The following is a 22831-nucleotide window of genomic DNA, read 5'->3' as shown; positions in this document are numbered from 1 at the left end:
TCTAAGGCAAGCCGATCAATTTATGTGTCTGCGTGCTCAGCCGCCAAAGCGGATGGGCGAGGCAATAGGCCGCTGCAGATGGCACATGCGCGGCGGTTTGCGCCGGATCACCGATAACGTCAAGAGGTTGCAGATAGAAATGGTTGAAGGCAAGCGTCGTAAAGCGCGAGGGGTGAACTTCGCTCTCCTTCTGCGGATAGACAAGTTTGAGCTCGTTGCCGCGAGTCTGGACCAGCGAGGCGGTTCCTTTCGGTGAAACGCATATCCAGTCGAGCCCTGCAGGCGCGGCGATCGTTCCGTTGGTCTCGATGCCGACTTCGAAGCCTCTTGCATGAAACGCATCGATCAGCGTCGCGTCGAGTTGAAGGAGTGGCTCGCCCCCCGTGCAGATGACGTAAGGCTTGCCGCCACCGGGCCACTTCGCCGCCACCGCCTCCGCCAAGGCATCCGCGGTCTTGAACTTGCCACCGCCGGGGCCATCGACGCCGATGAAGTCCGTATCGCAGAACTGGCAGACAGCTTCATCGCGGTCCCGCTCAAGACCGGACCACAAGTTGCAACCGGCAAATCGCATGAACACGGCGGCGCGGCCGGTGTGATTGCCCTCGCCTTGGAGCGTCAGGTAGATTTCCTTGACCGCGTATGTCACGCCGCTTCCGCCTTGAATTTCTTCCAGCCACCGGCGCGCAGAGCGCAGGCGGGACAGGTTCCGCACCCGTAGCCCCAGGCGTAGCGGTTCGTGCGATCGCCAAGATAACAGGTGTGGGTGGACTCGATCACCAGATCAAGCAGCGGGTTGCCGCCAAGTTCCTGCGCAAGGGCAAAGGTCTCTGCCTTGTCGAGCCACATCAGCGGCGCCTCGATGGTGATACGACGATCGAGGCCGAGGGAAAGGGCGACTTGCAGCGCCTTCAGCGTATCATCGCGGCAATCCGGATAGCCGGAATAATCCGTCTCGCACATGCCGCCTATGATGACGCGCAGGCCGCGGCGATAGGCGAGGGCACCTGCAAGCGTGAAGAAAAGGAGGTTGCGGCCCGGCACGAATGTGTTGGGAAGGCCGTTTTCCGCCATGGCAATGGCAATGTCAGCCGTCATCGCAGTAGCGCCAAGCGCGTTGACCATCGACGCGTTCAGCAGATGGTCGTCACCCAAACGTTTGCCCCATGCGGGAAACGCGGTTGTCAGCGCTTCGCGGAATGCACCGCGTACCTCGAGCTCGACGCGGTGGCGCTGGCCGTAATCGAAGCCCACCGTCTCAACCCTCTCGAAGCGTGAGAGCGCCCAGGCCAGACAAGTGGCGGAATCCTGTCCGCCCGAGAACAGAACGAGTGCGCCATCGGAACTGCGAGCCATTGGAAACGATCCTACAATGAAGCGGCCCCATTACAGGCCACGCTTCGTCAAGGCAAATCAATTCTTGGCAGAAAGGTCTACTCGCAGCCGGGGTGCGCAATAACGGGCGTTTCGTCCCAATCGAGGCCATACATATAGCCGCGTCCCTGGATGACGAGCGGACTGTCACAGCCCGTATTGGGAGGTGGAACAGTTCCAACCACACGTGGATCGCTGACAGGCGAGATCACCGCCGGACCCTTGCCACGCTTATAGACCGGAACCTGTCGACGGATGTCCCGGCCAAGCGTATCGGACTTTGCCGCAGAAGCGCCGACAAAGATGATCTTTGGTCCGCCCTCTTCGTGCAGGACGACGTTGCCGTACTCGTCGCCATAGGCGTTGCTGGCAGTGTTGCCGTTCGCGGCCGCAAGTTGCGGAACCAGCAACAGCGCGAGCGCAACGGATGCAACTGACGATTTCAACAACACACTTTGCATCAAGGACATTTGTCATCCCTCATCGGCTAGCTTCCTTGATCGCAGCATTAATCTTTTATTAACAATTGTCATCTGCCCATCGCTAATCAAATCGATTTTCATCCGCGCTGCTGGTTGACGGGCCCGGCAAATCAACCAATCCTTGGCGCCAACAAACCGGCTCGACCGGTGCGATCCAAGGGATGGAAGCCGACATGACCAAGAAGACCACCGACGAACACGCAATCGACATTTCGCAACTCCATCTTAGCCATGCCCATGAGTTCGCGCCCCTGCTCGCCAGCTACGCTCAAGCATTGAAGCGCGGCGCACCGCGCCGCCCCGACGATTATTACGCCGAAAACCTGTTGCGCGACCGCGCCGCCGAGATCGCGGGTGCGCGCCTCGATGGTCAACTCGTGGGCTTTGTCATCTTCTACGATCTGCCGGAGCCGGTTTCCGGCATGCGCGCCGGCCAGGTCGATCATATCTACGTGCACCACGATCACCGCGGCAAAGGCATCGCCAAGGCATTGATCGATGTCCTCGCCGACAAGGCCGAGGAGCGGGGCTGGACCAAGCTATCGCTCAATGCGCCGCGCATTCCAGAGGACGGTCGCAAGCTCTACGAGCAGGTCGCGGCGCCGGCCGACTGGACAAGCTTCATCATACGCTTTGGCAATCAATAGATTGTCCGCAACGCACGGTTGTTTTGCGGTGTAACACGTCGCGCGCGAGACAGGCTGCGTCGCCACCAAAATAGCTGCGCAGTGCCTTCGGGGCGGCGTCAGGGATATGAACTGGAGAGACTCATTCAAGTATTTTTTGCAGTGAACAATAATGGCGTTCCTATCATTGACGGAGCCATTTTGCCGGTTTAAACGATTGAATTTTATGAATAAACCATAAGTGCTTGCTATTGGCGCCATTTCGCAGCATGAGGGTGCGGAAAGGGCTTTGACGCAGTGCAAAAACCGGATTAAAACCCTTCTAAATTGCCTCTCGCAGCCTTTCGGCCCTGCCCGCCATTCGAGGTGAGGCGCTCAATTTGGAAACGCCATGAGCAAGTCATCAATACATGCAAACCGGCCCCTGTCGCCGCATTTGCAAATCTACAAGCCAATCCCAACCATGGTCATGTCGATCGTCCACCGCGTTACCGGTGCGGCGCTTTATGTCGGCACGCTGCTGGTTGCCTGGTGGTTGATCGCGGCTGCGATCGGCGAAGACTACTTCAACTTCGTCAATGCGATTTACGGCTCGTGGCTCGGTCTTCTGGTTCTGCTCGGCTACACCTGGGCGCTCCTTCATCACATGATCGGCGGCATCCGCCACCTGATTTGGGATACGGGACGCGGCCTCGAAAAAGAAACCACCACCAAGATGGCCTGGGCTTCGCTCATTCTTTCGGTCACGCTGACGGTCCTCGTCTGGATCGCCGCATTCACAATAGCCTAGAACAAGGAGGCGGAACGATGGGCGACATGCGCACGCCGCTCGGCAAGGTTCGCGGATTGGGTTCCGCCAGGGAAGGCACCGAGCACTTCTGGCGCCAACGGCTGACGGCCGTTGCCAACGTGCCCCTGCTTCTGTTTTTTATCGGACTGATCCTCTCCCTGCACGGAGCAAGCTATGCTGAGACCAAAGCCGCGCTTTCCCATCCGCTGACGGCATTGGTCCTGTTGATGGTGATCATTTCCGCCCTATATCACATGCGACTCGGCATGCAGGTGATCATTGAAGATTACGTCCATGGCGAAGGGTCGAAGATCGTCCTTTTGATGCTCAACACCTTCTTCACGCTGGCGGTTGGCGTCGTCAGCATCTTTGCCATCCTCAAGCTGAGCTTTGGAGGCTGAGCCACATTATGGCAGCTACAGAAAATACGGCCGGCAAGGCCTACACATTCGTTGACCACAAGTTCGACGTGGTCGTGGTCGGAGCAGGCGGCGCCGGCTTGCGCGCAACGCTTGGCATGGCCGAGCAGGGCCTCAAGACGGCATGCATCACCAAAGTCTTCCCCACCCGCTCGCATACGGTCGCGGCGCAAGGCGGCATCGCCGCCTCGCTCAGCAATATGGGCCCGGATTCCTGGCAGTGGCATATGTATGACACGGTCAAGGGCTCCGACTGGCTCGGCGACACCGATGCCATGGAATATCTGGCGCGGGAAGCGCCGGCGGCGGTCTATGAACTCGAGCACTACGGCGTGCCGTTCTCGCGAACCGAGGAAGGCAAGATCTATCAGCGACCGTTTGGCGGCCACATGATGAACTATGGCGACGGACCTCCGGTGCAGCGCACCTGCGCCGCAGCTGACCGTACGGGCCACGCCATCCTGCACACGCTCTACGGCCAGTCCCTGCGCAACAATGCGCAGTTCTTCATCGAATATTTCGCACTCGATCTCATTCAGGATGAAGAAGGCACCATTACCGGCGTCGTCGCCTGGAATCTCGATGACGGCACGATCCATCGCTTCGCGGCGAAGATGGTGGTGATGGCGACGGGCGGCTATGGCCGGTCCTATTTCTCCGCAACCTCCGCTCACACCTGCACCGGCGATGGCGGCGGCATGGTGGCACGTGCCGGCCTGCCCTTGCAGGACATGGAGTTCGTTCAGTTCCATCCGACCGGCATTTATGGCGCCGGCTGCCTGATCACCGAGGGTGCGCGCGGTGAGGGCGGCTATCTCGTCAATTCCGAAGGCGAGCGATTCATGGAGCGCTATGCCCCATCCGCCAAGGATCTGGCGTCACGCGATGTGGTTTCGCGTTGCATGACGCTTGAAATCCGCGAGGGTCGCGGTGTCGGCAAGAACAAGGATCATATCTTCCTGCATCTCGACCATCTCGATCCGGCCGTCCTGCATGAGCGGCTGCCCGGCATTTCGGAATCGGCCAAGATTTTTGCTGGCGTTGATCTGACACGCGAGCCGATCCCGGTCTTGCCGACGGTCCACTACAATATGGGCGGCATTCCGACCAATTATTGGGGTGAAGCACTGAACCCGACCGCAGCAGATCCCGACCGTATCCAGCCTGGTCTGATGGCGGTCGGCGAGGCGGGTTGCGCTTCGGTCCACGGAGCCAATCGCCTTGGCTCCAACTCGCTGATCGACCTTGTCGTCTTCGGTCGCGCTGCGGCGATCCGCGCCGGCGAGGTGATCGACCGCAATGCCAAGGTGCCCGACATCAACGGCGCCTCCGTCGACAGGATCATGGATCGGTTCGATCGCCTGCGCCACGCCAGCGGCGGAGCGCCGACAGCGGTACTGCGCGAGAAGATGCAGCGCACCATGCAGGAGGACGCTGCCGTTTTCCGGACGTCCGAATCGCTGAAGTCCGGTGTGGAACGCATGGAAAAGATTTGGAGCGAGCTGCCGGATATCAAGGTAACCGACCGTTCGATGATCTGGAACTCGGATCTCGTCGAAACGCTCGAACTCGAAAACCTGATGGCGAATGCCCTGACGACCGTCGTTGCCGCCGAGGCGCGCAAGGAAAGCCGGGGTGCCCACGCGCACGAGGATTTCCCCAGTCGCGATGACGTCAACTGGCGCAAGCACAGCCTTGCCTGGCTGGCTCCGGATGGCAAGGTCACGCTCGGCTACCGCCCGGTCCATCTCGACCCGCTGGTCCGGGAAGAGGATGGGGGCATCAGCCTCGCCAAGATCGCGCCTAAGGCGCGCGTTTACTGAGCAAGGGAAAGGCTTTAGGGCATCATGGTTGAACTTGCACTTCCCAAGAACTCGCAGATGCGTCCGGGCAAGACCTGGGACAGGCCGCAGGGCGCCAACAATCTGCGTGAGTATCGTATCTATCGCTGGTCGCCGGATGATGGCGAAAACCCGCGTATCGATACGTATTATGTCGATCTCGACGATTGCGGGCCTATGGTCCTCGACGGACTGCTGTGGATCAAGAATAAGATCGATCCGACGCTGACACTCCGCCGCTCCTGCCGCGAAGGCATTTGCGGCTCCTGCGCGATGAATATCGATGGCACCAATACGCTCGCCTGCACCAAGGGCATGGACGAGATCAAGGGACCGGTAAAAATCTATCCGCTGCCGCATCTGCCGGTGGTGAAGGATCTGGTGCCGGATCTTTCCAACTTCTATGCACAGCATCGTTCGATAGAACCCTGGCTCAAGACGGTCTCGCCGGAACCCGCCAAGGAATGGCTGCAGAGCCACGAGGACCGTGCCAAGCTGGACGGCCTCTATGAGTGCATCTTGTGTGCCTGCTGCTCGACATCGTGCCCCAGCTATTGGTGGAACGGCGACCGTTATCTTGGACCGGCCGTGCTGCTGCAGGCCTATCGCTGGCTCATCGACAGCCGCGATGAGGCGACGGGCGAGCGCCTCGACAACCTCGAGGACCCGTTCCGGCTCTATCGCTGCCACACGATCATGAATTGCGCGCAGACTTGTCCGAAGGGGCTAAACCCCGCAAAGGCCATCGCCGAAATCAAGAAGATGATGGTGGAACGCCGGATCTGAGGCTACTGCCGTTGAACCTAGAGAAACGGGCGCCTTGAGCGCCCGTTTCATTTATTGCTTGGGTTTCAGATTTATCCCAGCTTGGCGTCCAGCGTTACTTCGATGGCACCGAGCGCCTTCGAAAGCGGGCAGGTCGCCTTGGCCTGTGCGGCGAGCTTGGCGAACGTCGCGTCATCAATACCCGGAACTGTTCCGACGAGGGTAAGAGCGCTCTTGGTGATCTCGAAGCCGCCGCCGGCCGCAGGGCTGATTGTCACCTTGGCCTTGGCGTCGAGGTTCTCGGCGGGCGTGCCGTTCTCGGCGAGGAAATGGGACAATTGCATTGCAAAGCACCCGGCATGCGCCGCTGCCAGCAATTCCTCCGGGTTGGTGCCGGACGTGCCGCTTTCGTCCTGAAAACGCGCCTTGAAATTATAGGGCAGGCTCTTGAGCGCACCGCTTTGTGTGTCGAGTGTGCCCGAACCTTCCGTGAGAGTTCCCTTCCAGATTGCGGTTGCCTGTCTGTCCATTGGTATCTCCCTGATTTGATCTGGAGTGATATCGAAAAGCGCTCCGCGCAAACGGCACGGTGTTTCCATCATAACCACCGCCCGGCATTATTCCATCGACTAATTTACCCAGCGCCTGCCTTGACGTAGAGATTGCCAATTTAGGCGGGATTTTTGGATCATGCATATTGTTCTGCTTGTGCTCGGGTTGCTGGGCGGCGGGGTTTTCTGGTGGTACAGGCTCATGTTCCTGGGCAGGGCGGCGAGCGACATCGCCGATGAGGCCGGGCGGATAAGGGGCCATTTCCGGCGCCGAAAAATCAGGATGCAGGCGGAGAATTCGCCGCTCACTGCAATCAACGATCCGGTGCATGCTGCCGCTACCATAATTCTAGCTATTGTCTCGGAAGACGAGATGATCGACGATCGGCATACCGGAGCGGTCAGAAAAGTCCTGCTCAAGGTCACAAATTCCCTGCAGGTTGACGAAGCGGTCATCTATGCACGATGGGCATGCGACCAGATCGGCGATACAGTCAGGGTGATTGAAAAAACCACGCCTTTCATCAATCAAAGATTGAGCGAAGTGGAAAAGTGCGAATTGCTTGATATGCTGGAAGAGACCGCTGCGGCCGTGCCTCCCACACAGCACTACAAGCAGCGGGTCAGAAAGCTCAGGCAAAGGCTTGGCTTTCAAGTCAACTGATCAACGACACCGAACAGGAAAACCCCGTGAAACTGAAAAAGCTTGGCCGGACGGATATAGACGTCACGGAAATTTGCCTCGGCACCATGACCTGGGGCGTGCAGAACACCGAAGAAGACGCACATCGACAGATCGACTATGCGCTCGATAACGGGATCAATTTCATGGATACGGCGGAGGTCTACGCCATACCGGCGAGTCCCGCGACCTATGGCAAGACCGAGACCTATATCGGCACGTGGTTCAAGAAGACCGGCAAGCGCGACAAGTTTGTCCTCGCCACGAAGATCTCCGGTGGCGGCAATGGCTGGATCCGAGATGGTGCCAAGCCGAGCCGGCGTTCGGTCCGCGAAGCCGTGGAGGGCAGCCTCCAGCGCCTGCAGACCGATTACATCGATCTCTATCAAGTGCATTACGCCGCCCGCGGCCACTATCATTTCGGCAATGGCTGGCACTATGCGCCGCACACCCAGAACAAGGCCGAGGTGCCCATCCAGATCGAGGATGCGTTGCAGGGCCTCAACGATATGGTCAAGGAGGGCAAGATCCGGCACATCGGTCTTTCCAACGAAACCGCTTGGGGCATTGGCCAGTGGCTCAAGCTTTCCGAACGGAAGGAGCTGCCGCGCGTCGCCTCGGTGCAGAACGAATATGGCTTGCTGCAGCGCGCCTTCGATCTCGACCTTGCCGAACTCAGCCATCATGAAGACGTTGGCCTGCTCGCCTATTCCTCGCTGGCGTCCGGCGTTCTCACCGGCAAGTATCTCGACGGCAAGGTTCCTGACGGAACCCGCGGCTCGATCCAGCCGGGCGGCCTGTGGCGCAACAATGAGCATTCGGCGCCGGCGGTGCGGGCCTATATCGATCTCGCGCACAAGCATGGTGTCGATGTGGCGCAGCTCGGCATCGCCTTTGCTCTGACACGGCCATTCATGACCGCGGTCATAATTGGCGCGACGACGATGGAGCAGTTGAAGGTTGATATCGGTGCGGCGGACTTAACGCTCTCGCCGGAGATCCTGACGGAGATCGAAGCTATTCATCGCCGCTTTCCGCGGCCGCTCTGATTTTTGCCCGGAATGTGCGCGGCCTATGCCGCGCACATTCATTAAATTGCCTGACCCTGCAACAGCTTTGGCGCAGAGGTGGACAGGCCGGCAGCCTGCCGAATGAAGAATCCCTTGAGGCGTGGCATGCGTTCGACAAGGCCGAGGCCAAAATCGCGCAAGGCGCGCACCGGCAAATTGTCATTCGAGAACAGCCGGTTTAGCACGTCGGTCGTGACCCCCATCTGCACCGTGTCGAAGCGTCGCCACGTCTGGTAGCGCTCGAGTACGGCCACCGAGCCAATGTCGAGCCCCAGCCGGTCCGCATCGACAATCGTTTCGGCCAGCGCTGCCGCATCCTTAAACCCGAGGTTGAGCCCCTGTCCGGCGATCGGGTGGATGCCATGCGCCGCATCGCCGGCGAGGGCGAAACGCGGCTTGACGAAATCGCGCGCCAAGGTCAGACCGAGCGGGAAGGCCTTGCGCCCGCCTTCGACATGGAGTTCGCCAAGCTTGAGCCCGAAACGCTGCTCAAGCTCTGCTTCGAAAAGAAAATCATCTTCCTGTATTAGGCGCTCGGCATCCGCGGTCCGTTCGGTCCAGACCAGAGACGAACGATTGCCCTTGAGCGGCAAGATTGCGAATGGACCGGCGGGCAGGAAATGTTCTTCAGCGCGGCCATGGTGCGGCCGTTCGTGGCTAACGGTGCAGACGATGCCGGACTGGCCGTATTCCCAATTGACCGTCTTGATGCCCGCCATGTCGCGCAGCCGCGACTTGACCCCGTCAGCGGCAATCAACAGCCTCGAATCGAGGGTTTTGTCACCGGAATGGCGGACGGTGAGATATGCCTCGCCTCGTTCGAATCCTTCGACTGGCGCTCCTTCGATAAAAGTAACGCCAAGCGCTTCGGCCTTCTTGCGCAATGACGCATTAAGGATGCGATTTTCCACCATATGAGCGAAAGGCTCGCCAGGCTCTACCTCGCCATTGAATGTGAGGAACACCGGGCGCACGGGGTCAGATGTGCGCGAATCGGTGACGATCATCTCGGTGATAGGCTGTGCCTCTGGAAGTATCTCTTCCCAGCAGCCAAGGCGGTCGAGCATGCGACTCGCCGCGGCTGCAATAGCCGAGGCACGCGCATCATTGCGCCAGACACCCTTGGGCGCCGCGTCAATGACAGTGACGCCAAGATGAGCGGCAGAAGATTTGAGGGCGACGGCAGTTGCAAGGCCGACATAGCCTGCACCGGCTATGATAATATCGGTGGTTCGTTGCGCCATGTTTGCCTCCTCTTGCCGCCACTGCAAACGCTTGACTTGTCGGTCCGTTCCTGTTGCAAGCGTCAGGTAAAACGCCTCGTAGGGAGATGACCGTCCATGTCCAAAGCCATGAAAGAGCTTTTGTCCATACTCGACCTTGAGACGCTTGAACACAACCTGTTTCGAGGTCGCAGTCCGCAGGTCGGCTGGCAACGCGTCTTCGGCGGACAGGTCATCGGTCAGGCTCTGGTCGCCGGGCAGCGGACGGTCGATTCATCGCGCCATGTTCATTCCCTTCACGGCTATTTCATGCGTGCCGGCGACCCGAAAGTACCCATCATCTATGAAGTCGATCGCATCCGCGATGGTTCCAGCTTCACGACCAGGCGTGTGGTCGCAATACAGCATGGGCATGCGATCTTTTCGCTTGAAGCCTCCTTCCAGATCGAGGAGGGCGGCCTGGAGCATCAGGTTCCCCGTCCGCTCGATATTACACCGCCGGAGCAATTGATAAGCGACAAGGATCTGAAGCAACAGTACCTGCAGAATGCACCTGAAAATATTCGCAGATATTGGGAGCAGGATCGTCCCATTGAATTGAAACCGTTGTCGCTGACGCATTATTTCTCGCGCGAGAAACTGCCGCCGGAGCAAAATGTATGGATCAAGACGACGGGTCCCGTGCCGGCCGACCGGGCAGTGCAGGCAGCCGTTCTCGCCTATCTTTCCGACATGACCCTGCTCGATACATCGCTTTACGCGCATGGGCGCTCGATATTCGACCGCGACCTCCAGGTCGCCAGCCTTGATCACGCCATGTGGTTCCACCGCCCCTGCAACTTCGACGACTGGCTGCTTTACACGGCAGACAGCCCCAGCGCATCAGGCGCACGGGGCCTTACCCGGGGCACTCTTTATGGCCGTGACGGCACCCTCATCGCCTCGACGGCGCAAGAAGGCCTAATTCGTGTGCATGCAAAGGTGTGAGATTTAACCAGCCACTTACATTTGCCTATTATTTAATCAGCGCGCATGGAAAAATGTGCAATAGTACTAATTTGTGAAAAATAAACATTAAATATCAATGACTTAAATCTCTCATGTGATTCTGGCACGGAACTTGAATACTCCTGACCAGTCACCAATGGCGCATGCTTGAGGCGATGGGTCCAACGCGGTTATGCCTTCAGGTAATTCCACTCTGAAGGTGCCGCGCTAGCGCAGGGGTAGTTGAATGAAAATTGTGATGGCTATCATCAAGCCGTTCAAGCTGGATGAGGTGCGTGAAGCCCTCACCGCTGTCGGCATCCAGGGCCTGACCGTCACCGAAGTGAAGGGATATGGCCGCCAGAAGGGGCACACCGAAATTTATCGCGGGGCCGAATATGCGGTCAGCTTTCTTCCCAAGCTGAAGATCGAAATCGCAGTCGCGTCAGAGCTCGTCGACACCGCGGTTGAAGCCATCACCACGGCCGCCAAGACCGGCCAGATCGGTGACGGCAAGATATTCGTCCTCAGCATCGAACAGGCTGTTCGTATCCGCACCGGCGAAACCAATACCGACGCGCTGTGATTTAGGGGTTCAAGGAGATAATAATGACAATTCTGCCAAGTTTGAAATCTGCGGCGCGCACTACCCTTCTGGGGTCGCTGGCGCTTTCAGCGTTCGGCGCGATCGCCGCCTTCGCCCAGGAAGCCGCTCCGGCTGCAGCGCCCGCCATGACGGTCGACAAGGGCGACACCACCTGGATGATGATCTCGACCGTCCTTGTGCTGCTCATGACCATTCCCGGCCTTGCCCTGTTCTATGGTGGTCTCGTCCGCGCCAAGAACATGCTGTCGGTACTCATGCAGGTGTTCACGATCACAGCGGTCGTCATGCTGATCTGGGTGTTCTACGGCTACAGCCTTGCCTTCACCCCCGGTAATGCCTTTGTCGGCGGCTTTTCCAAGGCGTTTCTTTCCGGCGTCGACGTAACCACGATGTCGGAAACCTTCTCCAAAGGCGTCGCCATTCCCGAACTGGTCTATGTCTGCTTCCAGATGACCTTTGCCTGCATCACGCCGGCGCTGATCGTCGGCGCCTTCGCTGAACGCGTCAAGTTCTCGGCCGTGATCCTCTTCGTCATCCTTTGGGTAACGTTCGTTTACTTCCCGATCGCGCATATGGTCTGGTTCTGGGGTGGCCCGAGCGCCTATTCCGACCCATCCGGCCTGATCTTCGGCTTCGGCGCAATCGACTTCGCCGGTGGTACCGTCGTTCACATCAATGCCGGCATTGCAGGTCTTGTGGGCGCCCTGATGATCGGCAAGCGTGCCGGGTACAAGAAGGACATCATGGCACCGCACTCGATGACGATGACCATGATCGGCGCCTCGCTGCTGTGGGTGGGCTGGTTCGGTTTCAATGCCGGCTCCAATCTGGAAGCCAATGCCTATGCCGGACTTGCCATGATCAACACCTTCGTCGCCACGGCCGCAGCTGCGGTCATGTGGATCATCCTCGAAGGTTGGCTGCGCGGCAAGGCCTCGATGCTCGGTGCAGCTTCTGGTGCCGTTGCCGGTCTCGTTGCGGTAACGCCCGCCGCTGGCTTCGTCGGCCCGATGGGTGCAATCGTCCTCGGCGCTTTCGTCACTTTGGTCTGCTACTTCTTCGTAGCCGTGGTGAAGAACAAGTTCGACTATGATGACAGCCTCGACGTCTTCGGCATCCACTGCGTCGGCGGCATCATCGGCGCGCTTGGAACCGGTATCCTTGTCAACCCGGCTCTTGGTGGCGCTGGCATCGTCGACTATTCGACCGCCGACTTTGCCGCTTCCTATGCCGGCACCGCAACCCAGCTCTGGGCACAGTTCAAGGGCGTTCTCGTGACGCTGCTGTGGTCGGGCATCGGCAGTGCGATCCTTTACAAGATCGTCGACCTGGTCATCGGTCTGCGTGCATCGCCTGAGTCCGAGCGCGAAGGTCTCGACCTTACCTCGCACGGTGAAGCCGCATACCATATGTAATCGGCAGAAGCGGCACATTGCCGTACTAACAAATGAGTGTGATGGGCCCGGAAATTCCGGGCCCATTTCGTTTTGGGTCAAACTTGTCACAATGCCAGTAGAAGCAAATTTGGCCCACTGCTTCCCATGGTTAATGCCCCCTTAACCATCGGCATCTTAACGTGAGAATCAAATCTGCGGCTGGGGCTCAGCCGCTGGGCATGCATTCACGCGGGGCAAGCATTCATGCGTCAAGGATATTCAGCCTCTTATGCCATCGATGGCGAACGGCACGGGTTGACCACCATATTCCGGCGGCAGATTCTCCTGCTCTGGGGGCTGGCGCTGTTTGGCTTCGTGGCGTTCGCCGTGGGAAGCCTCGCGACATGGAATGTGCTTGATCCGAGTTTCAGTCACGCGACGTCCAATCCCGTTCATAATGCGCTGGGCTATCCGGGCGCCGTGTTCGCCGATCTCGGTATGCAGTTCTTCGGCCTTTCCATGGTAGTGGCTTTGATGCCCGCGCTCTTCTGGGGCGGCTTTCTCGTTGCCGGCCGCAGCATCGACCGCATGCCGAAGCGCGCCGTCGCCTGGTTCTGCGCCTCGCTGATGGCTGCGGCGATGGCCGGTTGCTTCGCCATACCCTCAAGCTGGCCAATGCCGATAGGCCTCGGCGGTGTCTTCGGCGATATGGTGCTCAAGATACCGGCAATTTTTATCGGCACGTTTCCCAGGGGCGGATTGGCAATGATCGTCGTTGCCGTGCTCATATTGCCGAGCCTCTGGGTGTTCGCTTTTGCCAGTGGCATTATCTATCGCGACAGCGAGCCGCCGGTCGCCAAGAAATCGACGCGCCACGTCGCCGATGAAGACGATTATGATGACGAGGACGACGATGAGGACGATCGCGAAGGCGGTGGTCTGCTTGCCCTCGGCGCCTTGACCCACTGGTTTCTTAGCGCAAAGGCACTATTCCGACGCCTGACCGGCCATAGCGGCGCAGGCAATCTGCGCGGACGCCAGCGGGCCGATGACTTCCTCGACGACGTTGGAGGCAGCAAGCAAAAAGCCAGTGCGAACGGCGTCCGCCGTGAGCCCGGCTTTGGCGATGCGGCGCCGCGCATACAGGCTCCTTCGATCGACATCGGAAACGACGATTTCGACGCACGCTCGGCGCGATTTGATCCAGTAGCATTCAGTGATGACGACGAAGACGATGACGACTGGGCGCCGCAGGCCGCCCCGGCACGGTCTGCTCCGGCACGGCCGGTGACGGCGCGAATCGATACCCCAGCGCCTGCACCGAAGGCTGGTGCGCGTGTTCAACGTGAAGCGCAGACTTCGCTGATCAAGTCGGATGACTTCGAGATGCCGTCCCTGCATTTCCTCAGCGAGCCGAAGAATGTCGTCCGCAATCCGAGCCTTTCGAAGGAAGCGCTTGAGCAGAATGCGCGGCTGCTTGAGGGCGTGCTGGAGGATTTCGGCGTGCGCGGCGAGATTATCCACGTTCGCCCCGGCCCGGTCGTCACGCTCTACGAGCTTGAGCCCGCACCAGGCATCAAGTCGTCGCGGGTCATCACGCTTGCCGACGATATCGCCCGCTCGATGAGCGCCATCGCCGCGCGCGTCGCGGTTGTTCCCGGCCGCAATGCCATCGGCATCGAATTGCCGAACCAGACACGCGAGGTGGTTTATCTCAGGGAATTGCTGGCGAGCCGGGATTTCGAACAGACGAAGACCAAGCTCGCGCTTGCACTCGGCAAGACAATCAATGGCGAGGCAGTCATTGCCGACCTTGCGAAGATGCCGCACCTTCTCGTCGCCGGCACGACGGGCTCAGGCAAATCCGTCGCCATCAATACCATGATCCTGTCGCTGCTCTATCGCATGACGCCGGAGCAATGCCGTCTCATCATGATCGACCCGAAGATGCTGGAGCTGTCGATTTATGATGGCATCCCGCATCTTTTGACGCCCGTTGTCACCGATCCGAAGAAAGCGGTCGTCGCGTTGAAGTGGACGGTCAAGGAGATGGAAGACCGCTACCGCAAGATGTCGAAGGTGGGCGTGCGCAACATTGACGGCTTCAACCAGCGCGTCGAACAGGCACAGAAGAAGGGCGAGCGCATCGCCCGGACGGTCCAGACCGGCTTCGACCGGGCGACCGGCGAGGCCGTCTATGAGACGGAGGAGCTCGACTTGAAGCCCATGCCCTATATCGTCGTCATCATCGACGAAATGGCCGATTTGATGATGGTCGCCGGCAAGGATATCGAGGGAGCGGTCCAGCGCCTCGCGCAGATGGCGCGCGCTGCGGGTATCCATGTGATCATGGCAACGCAGCGCCCTTCTGTCGACGTCATCACCGGCACGATCAAGGCAAACTTCCCGACCCGCATCTCCTTCCAGGTCACGTCGAAGATCGATAGCCGCACGATCCTTGGCGAGCAGGGCGGCGAGCAACTGCTCGGCATGGGCGACATGCTCTACATGGCCGGCGGTGGCCGCATCCAGCGCGTGCACGGCCCGTTCGTCGGCGACGATGAAGTGGAGAAGATCGTCCAGCATTTGAAGCTGCAGGGCGTGCCGGAATATCTCGATTCGATTACCGAAGAGGATGACGAGGACGAAGGTGCCGGTCCGGCCGGAACGAGCAATCTCGAAGATTCGGACGATCCCTACGATCAGGCGGTCGCCGTCGTCCTGCGCGACAAGAAGGCGTCAACGAGCTATATTCAGCGCAGGCTCGGCATTGGCTACAACCGTGCCGCTTCCATTATCGAGCGCATGGAGCAGGAGGGTCTGGTCGGCCCGGCGAATCATGCTGGAAAGCGCGAAATTCTCGTGCCGACACAGGATGACGAGTTCTAGGAACGTGATGCTAGGCGCGTGCCGTAACACCAAGAATTTGCGGCGTTATGGAATGCTGCCCGGTGAGTTCCTATCTGTAAGGGGCAGGGCGGTTACGTAACGTCCTTACCTGGCTCACATTGAGGAACGGAAACGGTTTTGTGCCGTTTCTTAGCCACAGTGAAGCCAAACTGGGTTTCTAAATACCGTTCGACGACGACAGGAGATATGACCATGATGACGACCGCACCGTTTCGCGCAATTGGCTCGCTTATGAGAGCGTCGGCGGTCGCCTCGATGGTCGGTACCGCATGTGTTGCCGGAGTAGTGGCTATTGCAACGCCGGAGCTGGCACAAGCTGCGCCCGGAGGCGTCAGTGCTGCCCAGGAAATCGCCAACAAGTTCTCGGGTGTTAAGACCCTGACCGGCAGTTTCGTCCAGTTCGGCCCGCGCGGCGACCAGACGGAAGGCACCTTCTACATCGAGCGTCCGGGCAAGATTCGTTTCAATTACAACAAGCCTTCACCCATCCGCGTCATTTCCGATGGACAGTCGGTGGTGATCAACAACCGCAAGCTCGACACCTGGGATCTTTACCCGCTGTCGAAGACGCCGCTGAAGCTGCTACTTAGCGATTCGATCGACCTCTCCGGCGGTAAGGTAAAGTCGGTCAAGGAAGAGCCCGATATGACGACGATTGTCCTTGGTGACAAGTCGATCTTCGGCAATTCCACGATCACGATGATGTTCGATCCGAAGACCTCGGATCTGCGTCAGTGGACTATCACCGATGCGCAGGGTCTCGACACCACGGTCATGATCACCAATGTCCGCACCGGCGTGCGTTTCGCTGACGACATGTTCAAGATCGACTACACGCGTATTGCGATGAAGAAGTAATCACTGGCGGCTTGAACTCCGATTGATCTTTTGGCATGACCGCGCAGCACCTTTGCTGCGCCTCCCATGCCTTTCCGCGAGTGTTCATGCCCTTTTCCGTTGCCACCTGGAACATCAATTCCGTTCGCCTGCGCCTGCCGCTCGTCCTGCAGTTTCTGCGCGACTATCAGCCGGACGTTCTGTGCCTGCAGGAGACCAAGTGTCCGGACGATCTCTTTCCGCGCGAGGCGCTGCACGCGGCAGGTTATGGCCATATCGAGATAAGCGGCCAGAAGGGATACCACGGTGTTGCGACACTGTCGCGCCGGCCGTTGACGGAGCCGGCACGGGTTGGCTTCTGCGATATCGCCGACTGCCGGCACCTAAGCACAGTCGTTACCGCAGGAACCAAGCGTCTGCGTATTCATAATTTCTACGTCCCTGCAGGCGGCGATGAGCCGGACCCCGCGATCAACCCGAAGTTCAAGCACAAGCTCGGCTTTCTCGACGAGATGAAGGCGATGAACGCCGTCTATGGCGACGGCCATGCCTCCCTGCTGGTCGGCGATCTCAACATAGCACCGCTGGAGACCGACGTCTGGTCGCACAAGCAATTGTTGAAGGTGGTCAGCCACACACCCATCGAAACCGAAGGCCTCGAATCCTTGCGCAAGAATGGCGGCTGGAGCGACCTCATGCGCCATCACATTCCGCCACACGAGAAAATCTACACGTGGTGGAGCTATCGGGCGATGGACTGGGAAGCGGCGGATCGCGGCCGGCGCCTCGACCATATCTGGGGATCACCCGACCTTGAAAATGACCTGACGGATATCACGATCCTGCGCGAGGCACGCGGATGGGACCGGCCGTCCGACCACGTCCCGGTCATCGCCCGCTTCAACCTGGATTGATACGGATACTCTAGCGCTCCTGGAACAGGTGCTCGTATTGTGTAATCGCGTCGATCAACTCGCTGATATCTGACGCGATCTTGTCGTGCAGCGCGGCGGCGATCTCGGGATATTCCTCGAGGATGCGCCGGAACAGGGACCGGTTGAGGCGTATAACTTCTGTCTCCGCTTCGGCCATGGCGCTTGTCAGCCTTTTCGTCTGAGCAATGATCGCCATTTCGCCAAGCACGGCCCCAGGTCCGACCGTTTTCAGAATGACGCGCCCGGTTGTGCCCTCGCGAAAAAGCGAGATTTCGCCGCGGTCGATGACATATGCGCAATCTGCAGACTGACCTTCGCGGTAGAGTTCGCGTCCCTCTCTGAGGACAAGACGTTCCGTCCCGAAGGCGAGCAGTCGCAACTGGTCGCGCGTAAACGTCTCGAACAGCCCCACCGTCTCCAGTATGCGGATATCATCTTCAATTGCCATGCATGAACAGACATATACCTAGATTGGCCCCACCGGCATCAAGGAATGAGCTTGTATCCCCCGCTTTCCGTGACGAGTATGGTTGAATTCGAAGGATCGTGCTCGATTTTCTGGCGCAATCTGTAGACATGCGTTTCAAGCGTATGGGTGGTAACGCCGGAATTGTAGCCCCAAACTTCTTCGAGAAGCACATCGCGTGTAATGACCTTCCCGCCGGCGCGATAGAGGTACTTGATGATCGCGACCTCCTTTTCTGTCAGCCGGATCTTGCCGCCCTTGGCATCGATAAGCATCTTCTGCCCGGGCTTGAACGTATAAGGCCCGACGACGAACGTAGCGTCCTCGCTCTGCTCATGCTGGCGCAACTGGGCCCGAATGCGGGCCAGGAGCACGGCGAAGCGAAACGGCTTGGTCACATAGTCGTTGGCGCCCGACTCGAGCCCGAGAATTGTGTCGGAATCGGTGTCGTGCCCGGTCAACATGATCACCGGCGCCTTGAAGCCGCCCTTGCGCAGAAGCTTGATCGCTTCGCGTCCGTCCATGTCGGGCAGGCCTACATCCATGATCAGCAAATCGACGACGCCGTTCCGTGCAGCCTGTACGCCCTTGGTCGCGTTGTCTTCCTCGATGATCTGGAACTCCTCGTAGAGCCCGAGCTGCTCGACGAGAATGGCTCTCAGATCCGCATCATCGTCAACGATCAGAATAGTACGCGCTGTCATCAGATCTCCCGCAAGTGCAAAGAAGTGATTGGAATTTAAGTCGAATTACGGAGGAAAGAAAGGGGATCGACTTGATATTGCCTGTGAGGCGCATCAGTCTGACACAAAAAGGCTTTTTATGAGGCAATCATGAGTCGAAAGCGGTTGCTGATCATCGATGTACGCCCCCGCCCCGGTCATGCCACGCAGGGGCAACTCATCGCCGGCGGAATGGTGCTGCGCTGTGCGCTAGGACGCGGTGGAATCACGGCTTTCAAGCGGGAGGGCGATGGCGGGACGCCCTTGGCGCAGATGCGATTGCTCCATGGTTACAAGCGCCCGGACAAGCGCGTTCAAGGCGGCCTTGGTCTTAAGCTGCGCGCCCTGCGCCGGAATGACGGGTGGTGCGAAGTCGGCAACGACCGCAACTACAACCGACATGTGCGTATTCCCTATGGCGCAAGCCACGAGACCATGTGGCGCGAAGACGACCTCTATGATGTGTGTATCGTCATGGACTGGAATATCCGGCCGCGGCTGCGGGGCAGGGGCAGCGCCATCTTCTTTCATCTGGCGCGGCGGGGCTATACGCCGACGCAAGGCTGCATCGCTTTGAGTCGCGGCGACATGGACAGGCTCTTGCCGCACCTGTCGGATCAGACGGTTATTCGCGTACGGCGGTAAAGGCTACGCAAAGCGCCAGACGGTGGTGCGCTTGACCTCGGCATCTTCAAGGACGCGTGTCACCGGCACGGTATAGACGCCGAGCTCATGCAGCAGGTTCTTCGGGAAATAGGAACGGCCGGGATCGCCGACGATGACCTCAGCGCCGTGCGTAGCCAGGCTGGTAAACCAGGGGATCAATTGATCCGCAAACGCCTTGTCGTAAAAGACATCACCGGCGAGGACAACGTCCCACCCGCCGTCGCTGCCGATCAGGTCGTCTCGCCGAGCTTCCAGGAAAACGCCGTTCGCAGCCGCATTGAGTGCGATAGCCGGCAACGCGAACGGATCAATGTCGCAGGCAACCACATGCCGGGCGCCGGCCAGCGCCGACGCAATGCCGACAAGCCCGGAACCCGAAGCGAAATCGAGGACGTTCTTGTCCCTTACGCTCGCCGGATGGTCGAGCACATAGCGCGCCACCCCCTGGCCGCCCGCCCATGCAAACGCCCAGAAGGGCGGGGGAAGGCCGAGCGTCGCGAGTTCCTCTTCGGTCCGGTGCCAGAGATCATGCGCTTCATCGGCGAGGTGGAGCTTGATCTCGGGAACATGCGGCGGCGATTGGAGCGCTGTGTTGTTCAACACAAATCGGCGGAATCGATCGCTTCCAGGCTCGAGAACAGGCGCCTCCGCAGCGGTCATTCCGGTGCGGGCGTCAGGCCGCCCATGCGGCAGACTTCGACCCATTCGTCGGGCATGACCGGCTGAACCGATAGCCGCATCGACGTGACAAGCGCCATCTTGGCGAGCTTCGGGCTTGCCTTGACGTCCTTGAGCGAGACCGGATTCGGCACGTCTTTGACGGCGCGGATATCGACGCATTCCCAACGTGGGTCGTCCGTACTCGAATCATGATGGGCGAGCGCGCAGACTTCGACGATGCCGACAATATCGAGGCCTTCGTTCGAGTGGTAGAAGAAACCCTTGTCGCCGATCTGCATCGCCCGCATGTTGTTACGGGCCTGATAGTTGCGCACGCCCGTCCATTCGGTACCCTTGGCGCCGGCAGCCTTCTGCTTTTCCCAGGACCATGCGTCAGGTTCGGATTTGAACAGCCAGAATGCCATATTGGACCTCGCTTAACTGTTTGCCGGATTTTTAATGGCCCAGTTCCATGGGCGAATGTCGACCGAGGCGAAAAGGCCCGCCTTGGCGTAAGGATCATTGGCCGCAATATCTTTTGCTGCGGCAAGATCGCCTGCCTCGATTACAACGAGGCTGCCATTCGGCTTGGCGTCATCGCCGAGGAAGGGACCAGCAAATTTCAGCCGGTCGCCAAGGCCCGCCAGATAGTCGAGATGCGCGGCGCGTGTATCGAGCCGCACCTGCAGGTGATCGGGCTTGTCGTTGCAAAGCAGTGCGTAAAGCATTCATGTCTCCCAATTCTCATCAGGCCAGCAGCCTAGTCTTCGGTCTTCAACGGCCGGGAAAGCAGCGCTTCCATGGCTTCGTCTATGGTGATGTGGCGATCGAGTATCCGCGCAACGGCGGCGATGATCGGCGCTTCGATACCGTGTTTCACGGCAAGTTCCGCTGCGATGGCGGCCGTTGCGACGCCTTCCGCCAGTGGTCTCGCCGACAGGTCTTCGCCGCGTCCGAGCGCAAGCCCGTAGGAATAGTTGCGCGATTGCGGGGTCGAGCAGGTCAGCATGAGATCGCCGAGACCGGACAAACCCATGATCGTCTCCGGCCTGGCGCCGAGTGCCTGGCCGATCCGGCGCAGTTCGACGAATCCACGGGTCACGAGAGCTGCCTGCGCGCTTGCCCCATAGCCGCGCCCCACCGCCGCCCCTGCTGCAATGGCGAGGACGTTCTTGAGCGCGCCACCGATCTCCACCCCTATCAGGTCATCCGTCGAATAGCAGCGGAAAGTCGGGCCTGAAAGCGTCGAGGCAATACGATCTGCGATGGTCTGGTCGGCTCCGGCGACGGTTACCGCCGTCGGCAGCCCCTTCGCGACATCGCTGGCAAAGCTTGGGCCGGACAGCGCGGCGATGGTCTGGCCGGGCAAAGCTCTCGCAACGACTTCCGACAAGAGGAGTCCGCTCGTCCGCTCGATGCCCTTGGCGCAGATCACAAACGGCGCGCCGGACGGAATGCTGCCCTTGAATTCACCAATGGCGGCGGACAGCGCCTGTGCCGGAACAACACAAAGAATGAAGTCGCTGTTTGCCAGAACCGAAGCGGCATCGGTGCTCGCTCTCAGCGCCGGATGAAGGCTGATACCCGGAAGGTAGCGATCGTTGCGATGGTCGATATTGATCGCGTCGACAGTCGCCGCATCTCGAGCATAGAGCCGGACATTCATGCCATTGCCAGCTGCCATCGTGGCAAGGGCCGTCCCCCAGGCCCCGCCAGCCAAGACTGCGATATTGACGCCCGAAGTCATGCCTTGGCGCCTCGGCGCCCCGCACCGATCAACGGCGCAGACCGCAGATCGAGCGGCCAGCGCGACCGCGGTGCGATGTCGAGAGGGTCGGCGGCATTCTGTTTCGCCCGCTCGGCTCCTGCCCAGGCGATCATCGCGGCGTTGTCGGTGCAAAGCGCCATGGGCGGCGCGATAAAGCGAAAGCCATGCTCGGCGCAAAGTCGCTGCAGGCCATCGCGGATAATCTTGTTGGCGGCAACACCACCGGCAACGACAAGCGCGGGCGCGGCAACATCCGGAAAGCGGCGGCGAAACAGGGCAAGCGAGCGCGCAACGCGATCATCGAGCGTGTCCGCGACGGCACTCTGAAAAGCGGCGCAAATGTCGTTGACGTCCGTCTGTGACAACGGCTGCAGCGATGTGGCGAGTTGGCGTACGGCGGTCTTGAGGCCCGAAAACGAGAAATCGAGCCGTTCCTCGCCTTTGAGTGGGCGCGGCAGGAGGAAGCGCGCCGGATCGCCAAGGCAGGCCGCCTTTTCCACTTCCGGTCCGCCTGGGTAGGCAAGCCCGAGGAGTTTGGCCGTCTTGTCGAAGGCTTCCCCAAGCGCGTCATCGATGGTCGTGCCGAGCCGCTCGTAGTCGCCGAGGCCCTTGACCAGCACCATTTGCGTATGTCCGCCGGAGACGAGCAGCAGCAGGTAGGGAAAGTCGATCTGGTCAGTGAGCCGGGGGGTTAGCGCATGACCTTCCAGATGGTTGATCGCGTAAAACGGCTTGCGACCGGCCATGGCGATCGCCTTGCCGGTCATCAAGCCAACGATCAGTCCGCCAATCAGGCCGGGCCCTGCGGTAGCGGCGACGGCATCGATATCATCGAGCGACATCTGCGCTTCATGCAGCGCCTGGCCGATCAAGCGGTCGAGGACTTCGACATGGGCGCGCGCAGCGATCTCGGGCACAACGCCGCCATAGGGTGCGTGGTCGTCAATCTGGCTGAGAACGACATTCGACAGGATGCGGCCGCAGCCGTCCGCGTCGCGCTCGACGATGGCGGCGGCCGTTTCGTCACAACTTGTCTCAATTCCCAGAACACGCATAGATAAACCTGATATCCTT

General features: G+C 59.6%; 26 protein-coding genes. 14 read left to right on the top strand and 12 right to left on the bottom strand.

From position 1 onward, the window contains the following. Position 1 precedes the first annotated feature (1 nt). The 3 genes from queE to HQ945_RS15350 all read right to left on the bottom strand — a co-directional run bounded on the left by queE (position 2) and on the right by HQ945_RS15350 (position 1844). Positions 2–649 carry a 7-carboxy-7-deazaguanine synthase gene (gene queE, locus HQ945_RS15360; protein ID WP_113279987.1) on the bottom strand — a complete coding sequence of 216 codons (648 nt, stop codon included), beginning with the start codon at positions 647–649 and terminating at the stop codon, positions 2–4. Then, positions 646–1356 carry a 7-cyano-7-deazaguanine synthase QueC gene (queC, locus tag HQ945_RS15355; RefSeq protein WP_113279988.1) on the bottom strand — a complete coding sequence of 237 codons (711 nt, stop codon included), beginning with the start codon at positions 1354–1356 and terminating at the stop codon, positions 646–648. Before queC ends, queE begins: the two co-directional genes overlap by 4 nt. Before the next feature lie 77 nt (positions 1357–1433). Next, on the bottom strand, positions 1434–1844 hold the full coding sequence (locus tag HQ945_RS15350; RefSeq protein ID WP_174208248.1) for a hypothetical protein: 411 nt from the start codon (positions 1842–1844) through the stop codon (positions 1434–1436). Between the two features lie 185 nt (positions 1845–2029). On the opposite strand from HQ945_RS15350, the gene HQ945_RS15345 reads away from it, so the two are divergent. The 5 genes from HQ945_RS15345 to HQ945_RS15325 all read left to right on the top strand — a co-directional run bounded on the left by HQ945_RS15345 (position 2030) and on the right by HQ945_RS15325 (position 6318). Then, entirely contained in the window at positions 2030–2503 is a 474-nt protein-coding gene (locus tag HQ945_RS15345) for a GNAT family N-acetyltransferase (RefSeq protein ID WP_027231006.1), read from the top strand. A gap of 370 nt (positions 2504–2873) precedes the next feature. Then, positions 2874–3272 (top strand): succinate dehydrogenase, cytochrome b556 subunit, encoded by a 399-nt coding sequence (sdhC, locus tag HQ945_RS15340; RefSeq protein WP_113279990.1) that lies wholly within the window; start codon positions 2874–2876, stop codon positions 3270–3272. A 17-nt stretch (positions 3273–3289) separates the two neighbouring features. Next, the gene (gene sdhD, locus HQ945_RS15335; RefSeq protein WP_091947627.1) at positions 3290–3673 is read left to right on the top strand and encodes a succinate dehydrogenase, hydrophobic membrane anchor protein; all 384 of its coding nucleotides are present in this window, start codon (positions 3290–3292) and stop codon (positions 3671–3673) included. An 8-nt stretch (positions 3674–3681) separates the two neighbouring features. Then, positions 3682–5514, top strand: a complete 1833-nt coding sequence (gene sdhA / locus HQ945_RS15330; protein WP_113279991.1) for a succinate dehydrogenase flavoprotein subunit — start codon at positions 3682–3684, stop codon at positions 5512–5514. Between the two features lie 24 nt (positions 5515–5538). Next, complete coding sequence (locus HQ945_RS15325; protein ID WP_091920854.1) at positions 5539–6318, top strand: succinate dehydrogenase iron-sulfur subunit; 780 nt, start codon at positions 5539–5541, stop codon at positions 6316–6318. 71 nt (positions 6319–6389) lie between these two features. Here HQ945_RS15325 and HQ945_RS15320 read toward each other — a convergent pair whose 3' ends face one another. Next, positions 6390–6827, bottom strand: coding sequence for an OsmC family protein (locus HQ945_RS15320; protein ID WP_027231011.1), 438 nt, complete (start codon positions 6825–6827; stop codon positions 6390–6392). Positions 6828–7050: 223 nt separating this feature from the next. On the opposite strand from HQ945_RS15320, the gene HQ945_RS15315 reads away from it, so the two are divergent. Both HQ945_RS15315 and HQ945_RS15310 read left to right on the top strand, forming a co-directional pair. Next, the gene (locus HQ945_RS15315; RefSeq protein ID WP_246272692.1) at positions 7051–7512 is read left to right on the top strand and encodes a hypothetical protein; all 462 of its coding nucleotides are present in this window, start codon (positions 7051–7053) and stop codon (positions 7510–7512) included. A 26-nt stretch (positions 7513–7538) separates the two neighbouring features. Continuing rightward, the gene (locus HQ945_RS15310) at positions 7539–8579 is read left to right on the top strand and encodes an aldo/keto reductase (protein WP_113279993.1); all 1041 of its coding nucleotides are present in this window, start codon (positions 7539–7541) and stop codon (positions 8577–8579) included. A 41-nt stretch (positions 8580–8620) separates the two neighbouring features. On the opposite strand, the gene HQ945_RS15305 is transcribed toward HQ945_RS15310, so the two are convergent. Then, complete coding sequence (locus tag HQ945_RS15305) at positions 8621–9844, bottom strand: ubiquinone biosynthesis hydroxylase (RefSeq protein WP_174208247.1); 1224 nt, start codon at positions 9842–9844, stop codon at positions 8621–8623. Between the two features lie 96 nt (positions 9845–9940). On the opposite strand from HQ945_RS15305, the gene tesB reads away from it, so the two are divergent. The 6 genes from tesB (at position 9941) to HQ945_RS15275 (ending at position 17454) form a co-directional block, all read left to right on the top strand. After that, positions 9941–10810: an acyl-CoA thioesterase II gene (gene tesB / locus HQ945_RS15300; protein ID WP_113279995.1), complete on the top strand. Its 870-nt coding sequence runs from the start codon at positions 9941–9943 to the stop codon at positions 10808–10810. Positions 10811–11057: 247 nt separating this feature from the next. Then, positions 11058–11396 carry a P-II family nitrogen regulator gene (locus tag HQ945_RS15295; protein ID WP_027231016.1) on the top strand — a complete coding sequence of 113 codons (339 nt, stop codon included), beginning with the start codon at positions 11058–11060 and terminating at the stop codon, positions 11394–11396. 23 nt (positions 11397–11419) lie between these two features. After that, entirely contained in the window at positions 11420–12832 is a 1413-nt protein-coding gene (locus HQ945_RS15290; RefSeq protein WP_027231017.1) for an ammonium transporter, read from the top strand. Between the two features lie 225 nt (positions 12833–13057). Continuing rightward, positions 13058–15682 (top strand): DNA translocase FtsK, encoded by a 2625-nt coding sequence (locus tag HQ945_RS15285; protein WP_174208246.1) that lies wholly within the window; start codon positions 13058–13060, stop codon positions 15680–15682. Positions 15683–15958: 276 nt separating this feature from the next. After that, positions 15959–16561, top strand: coding sequence for an outer membrane lipoprotein carrier protein LolA (locus HQ945_RS15280; RefSeq protein ID WP_246272700.1), 603 nt, complete (start codon positions 15959–15961; stop codon positions 16559–16561). Positions 16562–16647: 86 nt separating this feature from the next. Next, positions 16648–17454, top strand: a complete 807-nt coding sequence (locus HQ945_RS15275; protein ID WP_113280033.1) for an exodeoxyribonuclease III — start codon at positions 16648–16650, stop codon at positions 17452–17454. A gap of 10 nt (positions 17455–17464) precedes the next feature. On the opposite strand, the gene HQ945_RS15270 is transcribed toward HQ945_RS15275, so the two are convergent. Together HQ945_RS15270 and HQ945_RS15265 are read right to left on the bottom strand one after the other, a co-directional pair. Further along, positions 17465–17923: a cyclic nucleotide-binding domain-containing protein gene (locus HQ945_RS15270; RefSeq protein ID WP_027231021.1), complete on the bottom strand. Its 459-nt coding sequence runs from the start codon at positions 17921–17923 to the stop codon at positions 17465–17467. 38 nt (positions 17924–17961) lie between these two features. Beyond that, the gene (locus HQ945_RS15265) at positions 17962–18645 is read right to left on the bottom strand and encodes a response regulator transcription factor (protein ID WP_027231022.1); all 684 of its coding nucleotides are present in this window, start codon (positions 18643–18645) and stop codon (positions 17962–17964) included. A 129-nt stretch (positions 18646–18774) separates the two neighbouring features. Here HQ945_RS15265 and HQ945_RS15260 point away from each other — a divergent pair, with 129 nt between their 5' ends. Beyond that, positions 18775–19308, top strand: coding sequence for a L,D-transpeptidase family protein (locus HQ945_RS15260; RefSeq protein WP_113279997.1), 534 nt, complete (start codon positions 18775–18777; stop codon positions 19306–19308). A 3-nt stretch (positions 19309–19311) separates the two neighbouring features. Here the strand turns inward: HQ945_RS15260 and HQ945_RS15255 are convergent, their stop codons facing one another. The 5 genes from HQ945_RS15255 to tsaD are packed head-to-tail and all read right to left on the bottom strand — an operon-like array spanning position 19312 to position 22812. Beyond that, complete coding sequence (locus HQ945_RS15255; protein ID WP_246272691.1) at positions 19312–19989, bottom strand: class I SAM-dependent methyltransferase; 678 nt, start codon at positions 19987–19989, stop codon at positions 19312–19314. Then, positions 19986–20414, bottom strand: coding sequence for an EVE domain-containing protein (locus tag HQ945_RS15250; RefSeq protein ID WP_091947655.1), 429 nt, complete (start codon positions 20412–20414; stop codon positions 19986–19988). The genes HQ945_RS15255 and HQ945_RS15250 overlap by 4 nt, the downstream gene beginning before the upstream one ends. A 12-nt stretch (positions 20415–20426) precedes the next feature. Further along, complete coding sequence (locus tag HQ945_RS15245; RefSeq protein WP_027231026.1) at positions 20427–20717, bottom strand: YciI-like protein; 291 nt, start codon at positions 20715–20717, stop codon at positions 20427–20429. A gap of 32 nt (positions 20718–20749) precedes the next feature. Further along, complete coding sequence (locus HQ945_RS15240; protein WP_113279999.1) at positions 20750–21736, bottom strand: NAD(P)H-dependent glycerol-3-phosphate dehydrogenase; 987 nt, start codon at positions 21734–21736, stop codon at positions 20750–20752. Beyond that, positions 21733–22812 carry a tRNA (adenosine(37)-N6)-threonylcarbamoyltransferase complex transferase subunit TsaD gene (gene tsaD, locus HQ945_RS15235; protein ID WP_174208244.1) on the bottom strand — a complete coding sequence of 360 codons (1080 nt, stop codon included), beginning with the start codon at positions 22810–22812 and terminating at the stop codon, positions 21733–21735. The genes HQ945_RS15240 and tsaD overlap by 4 nt, the downstream gene beginning before the upstream one ends. Positions 22813–22831: the final 19 nt, after the last annotated feature.

Source organism: Phyllobacterium pellucidum, assembly GCF_013327855.1.
Taxonomy (GTDB): Bacteria; Pseudomonadota; Alphaproteobacteria; order Rhizobiales; family Rhizobiaceae; genus Phyllobacterium; species Phyllobacterium pellucidum.
Note: the sequence above shows the minus strand (reverse complement) of the source record. Positions and strands in the feature narration are given on the sequence as shown.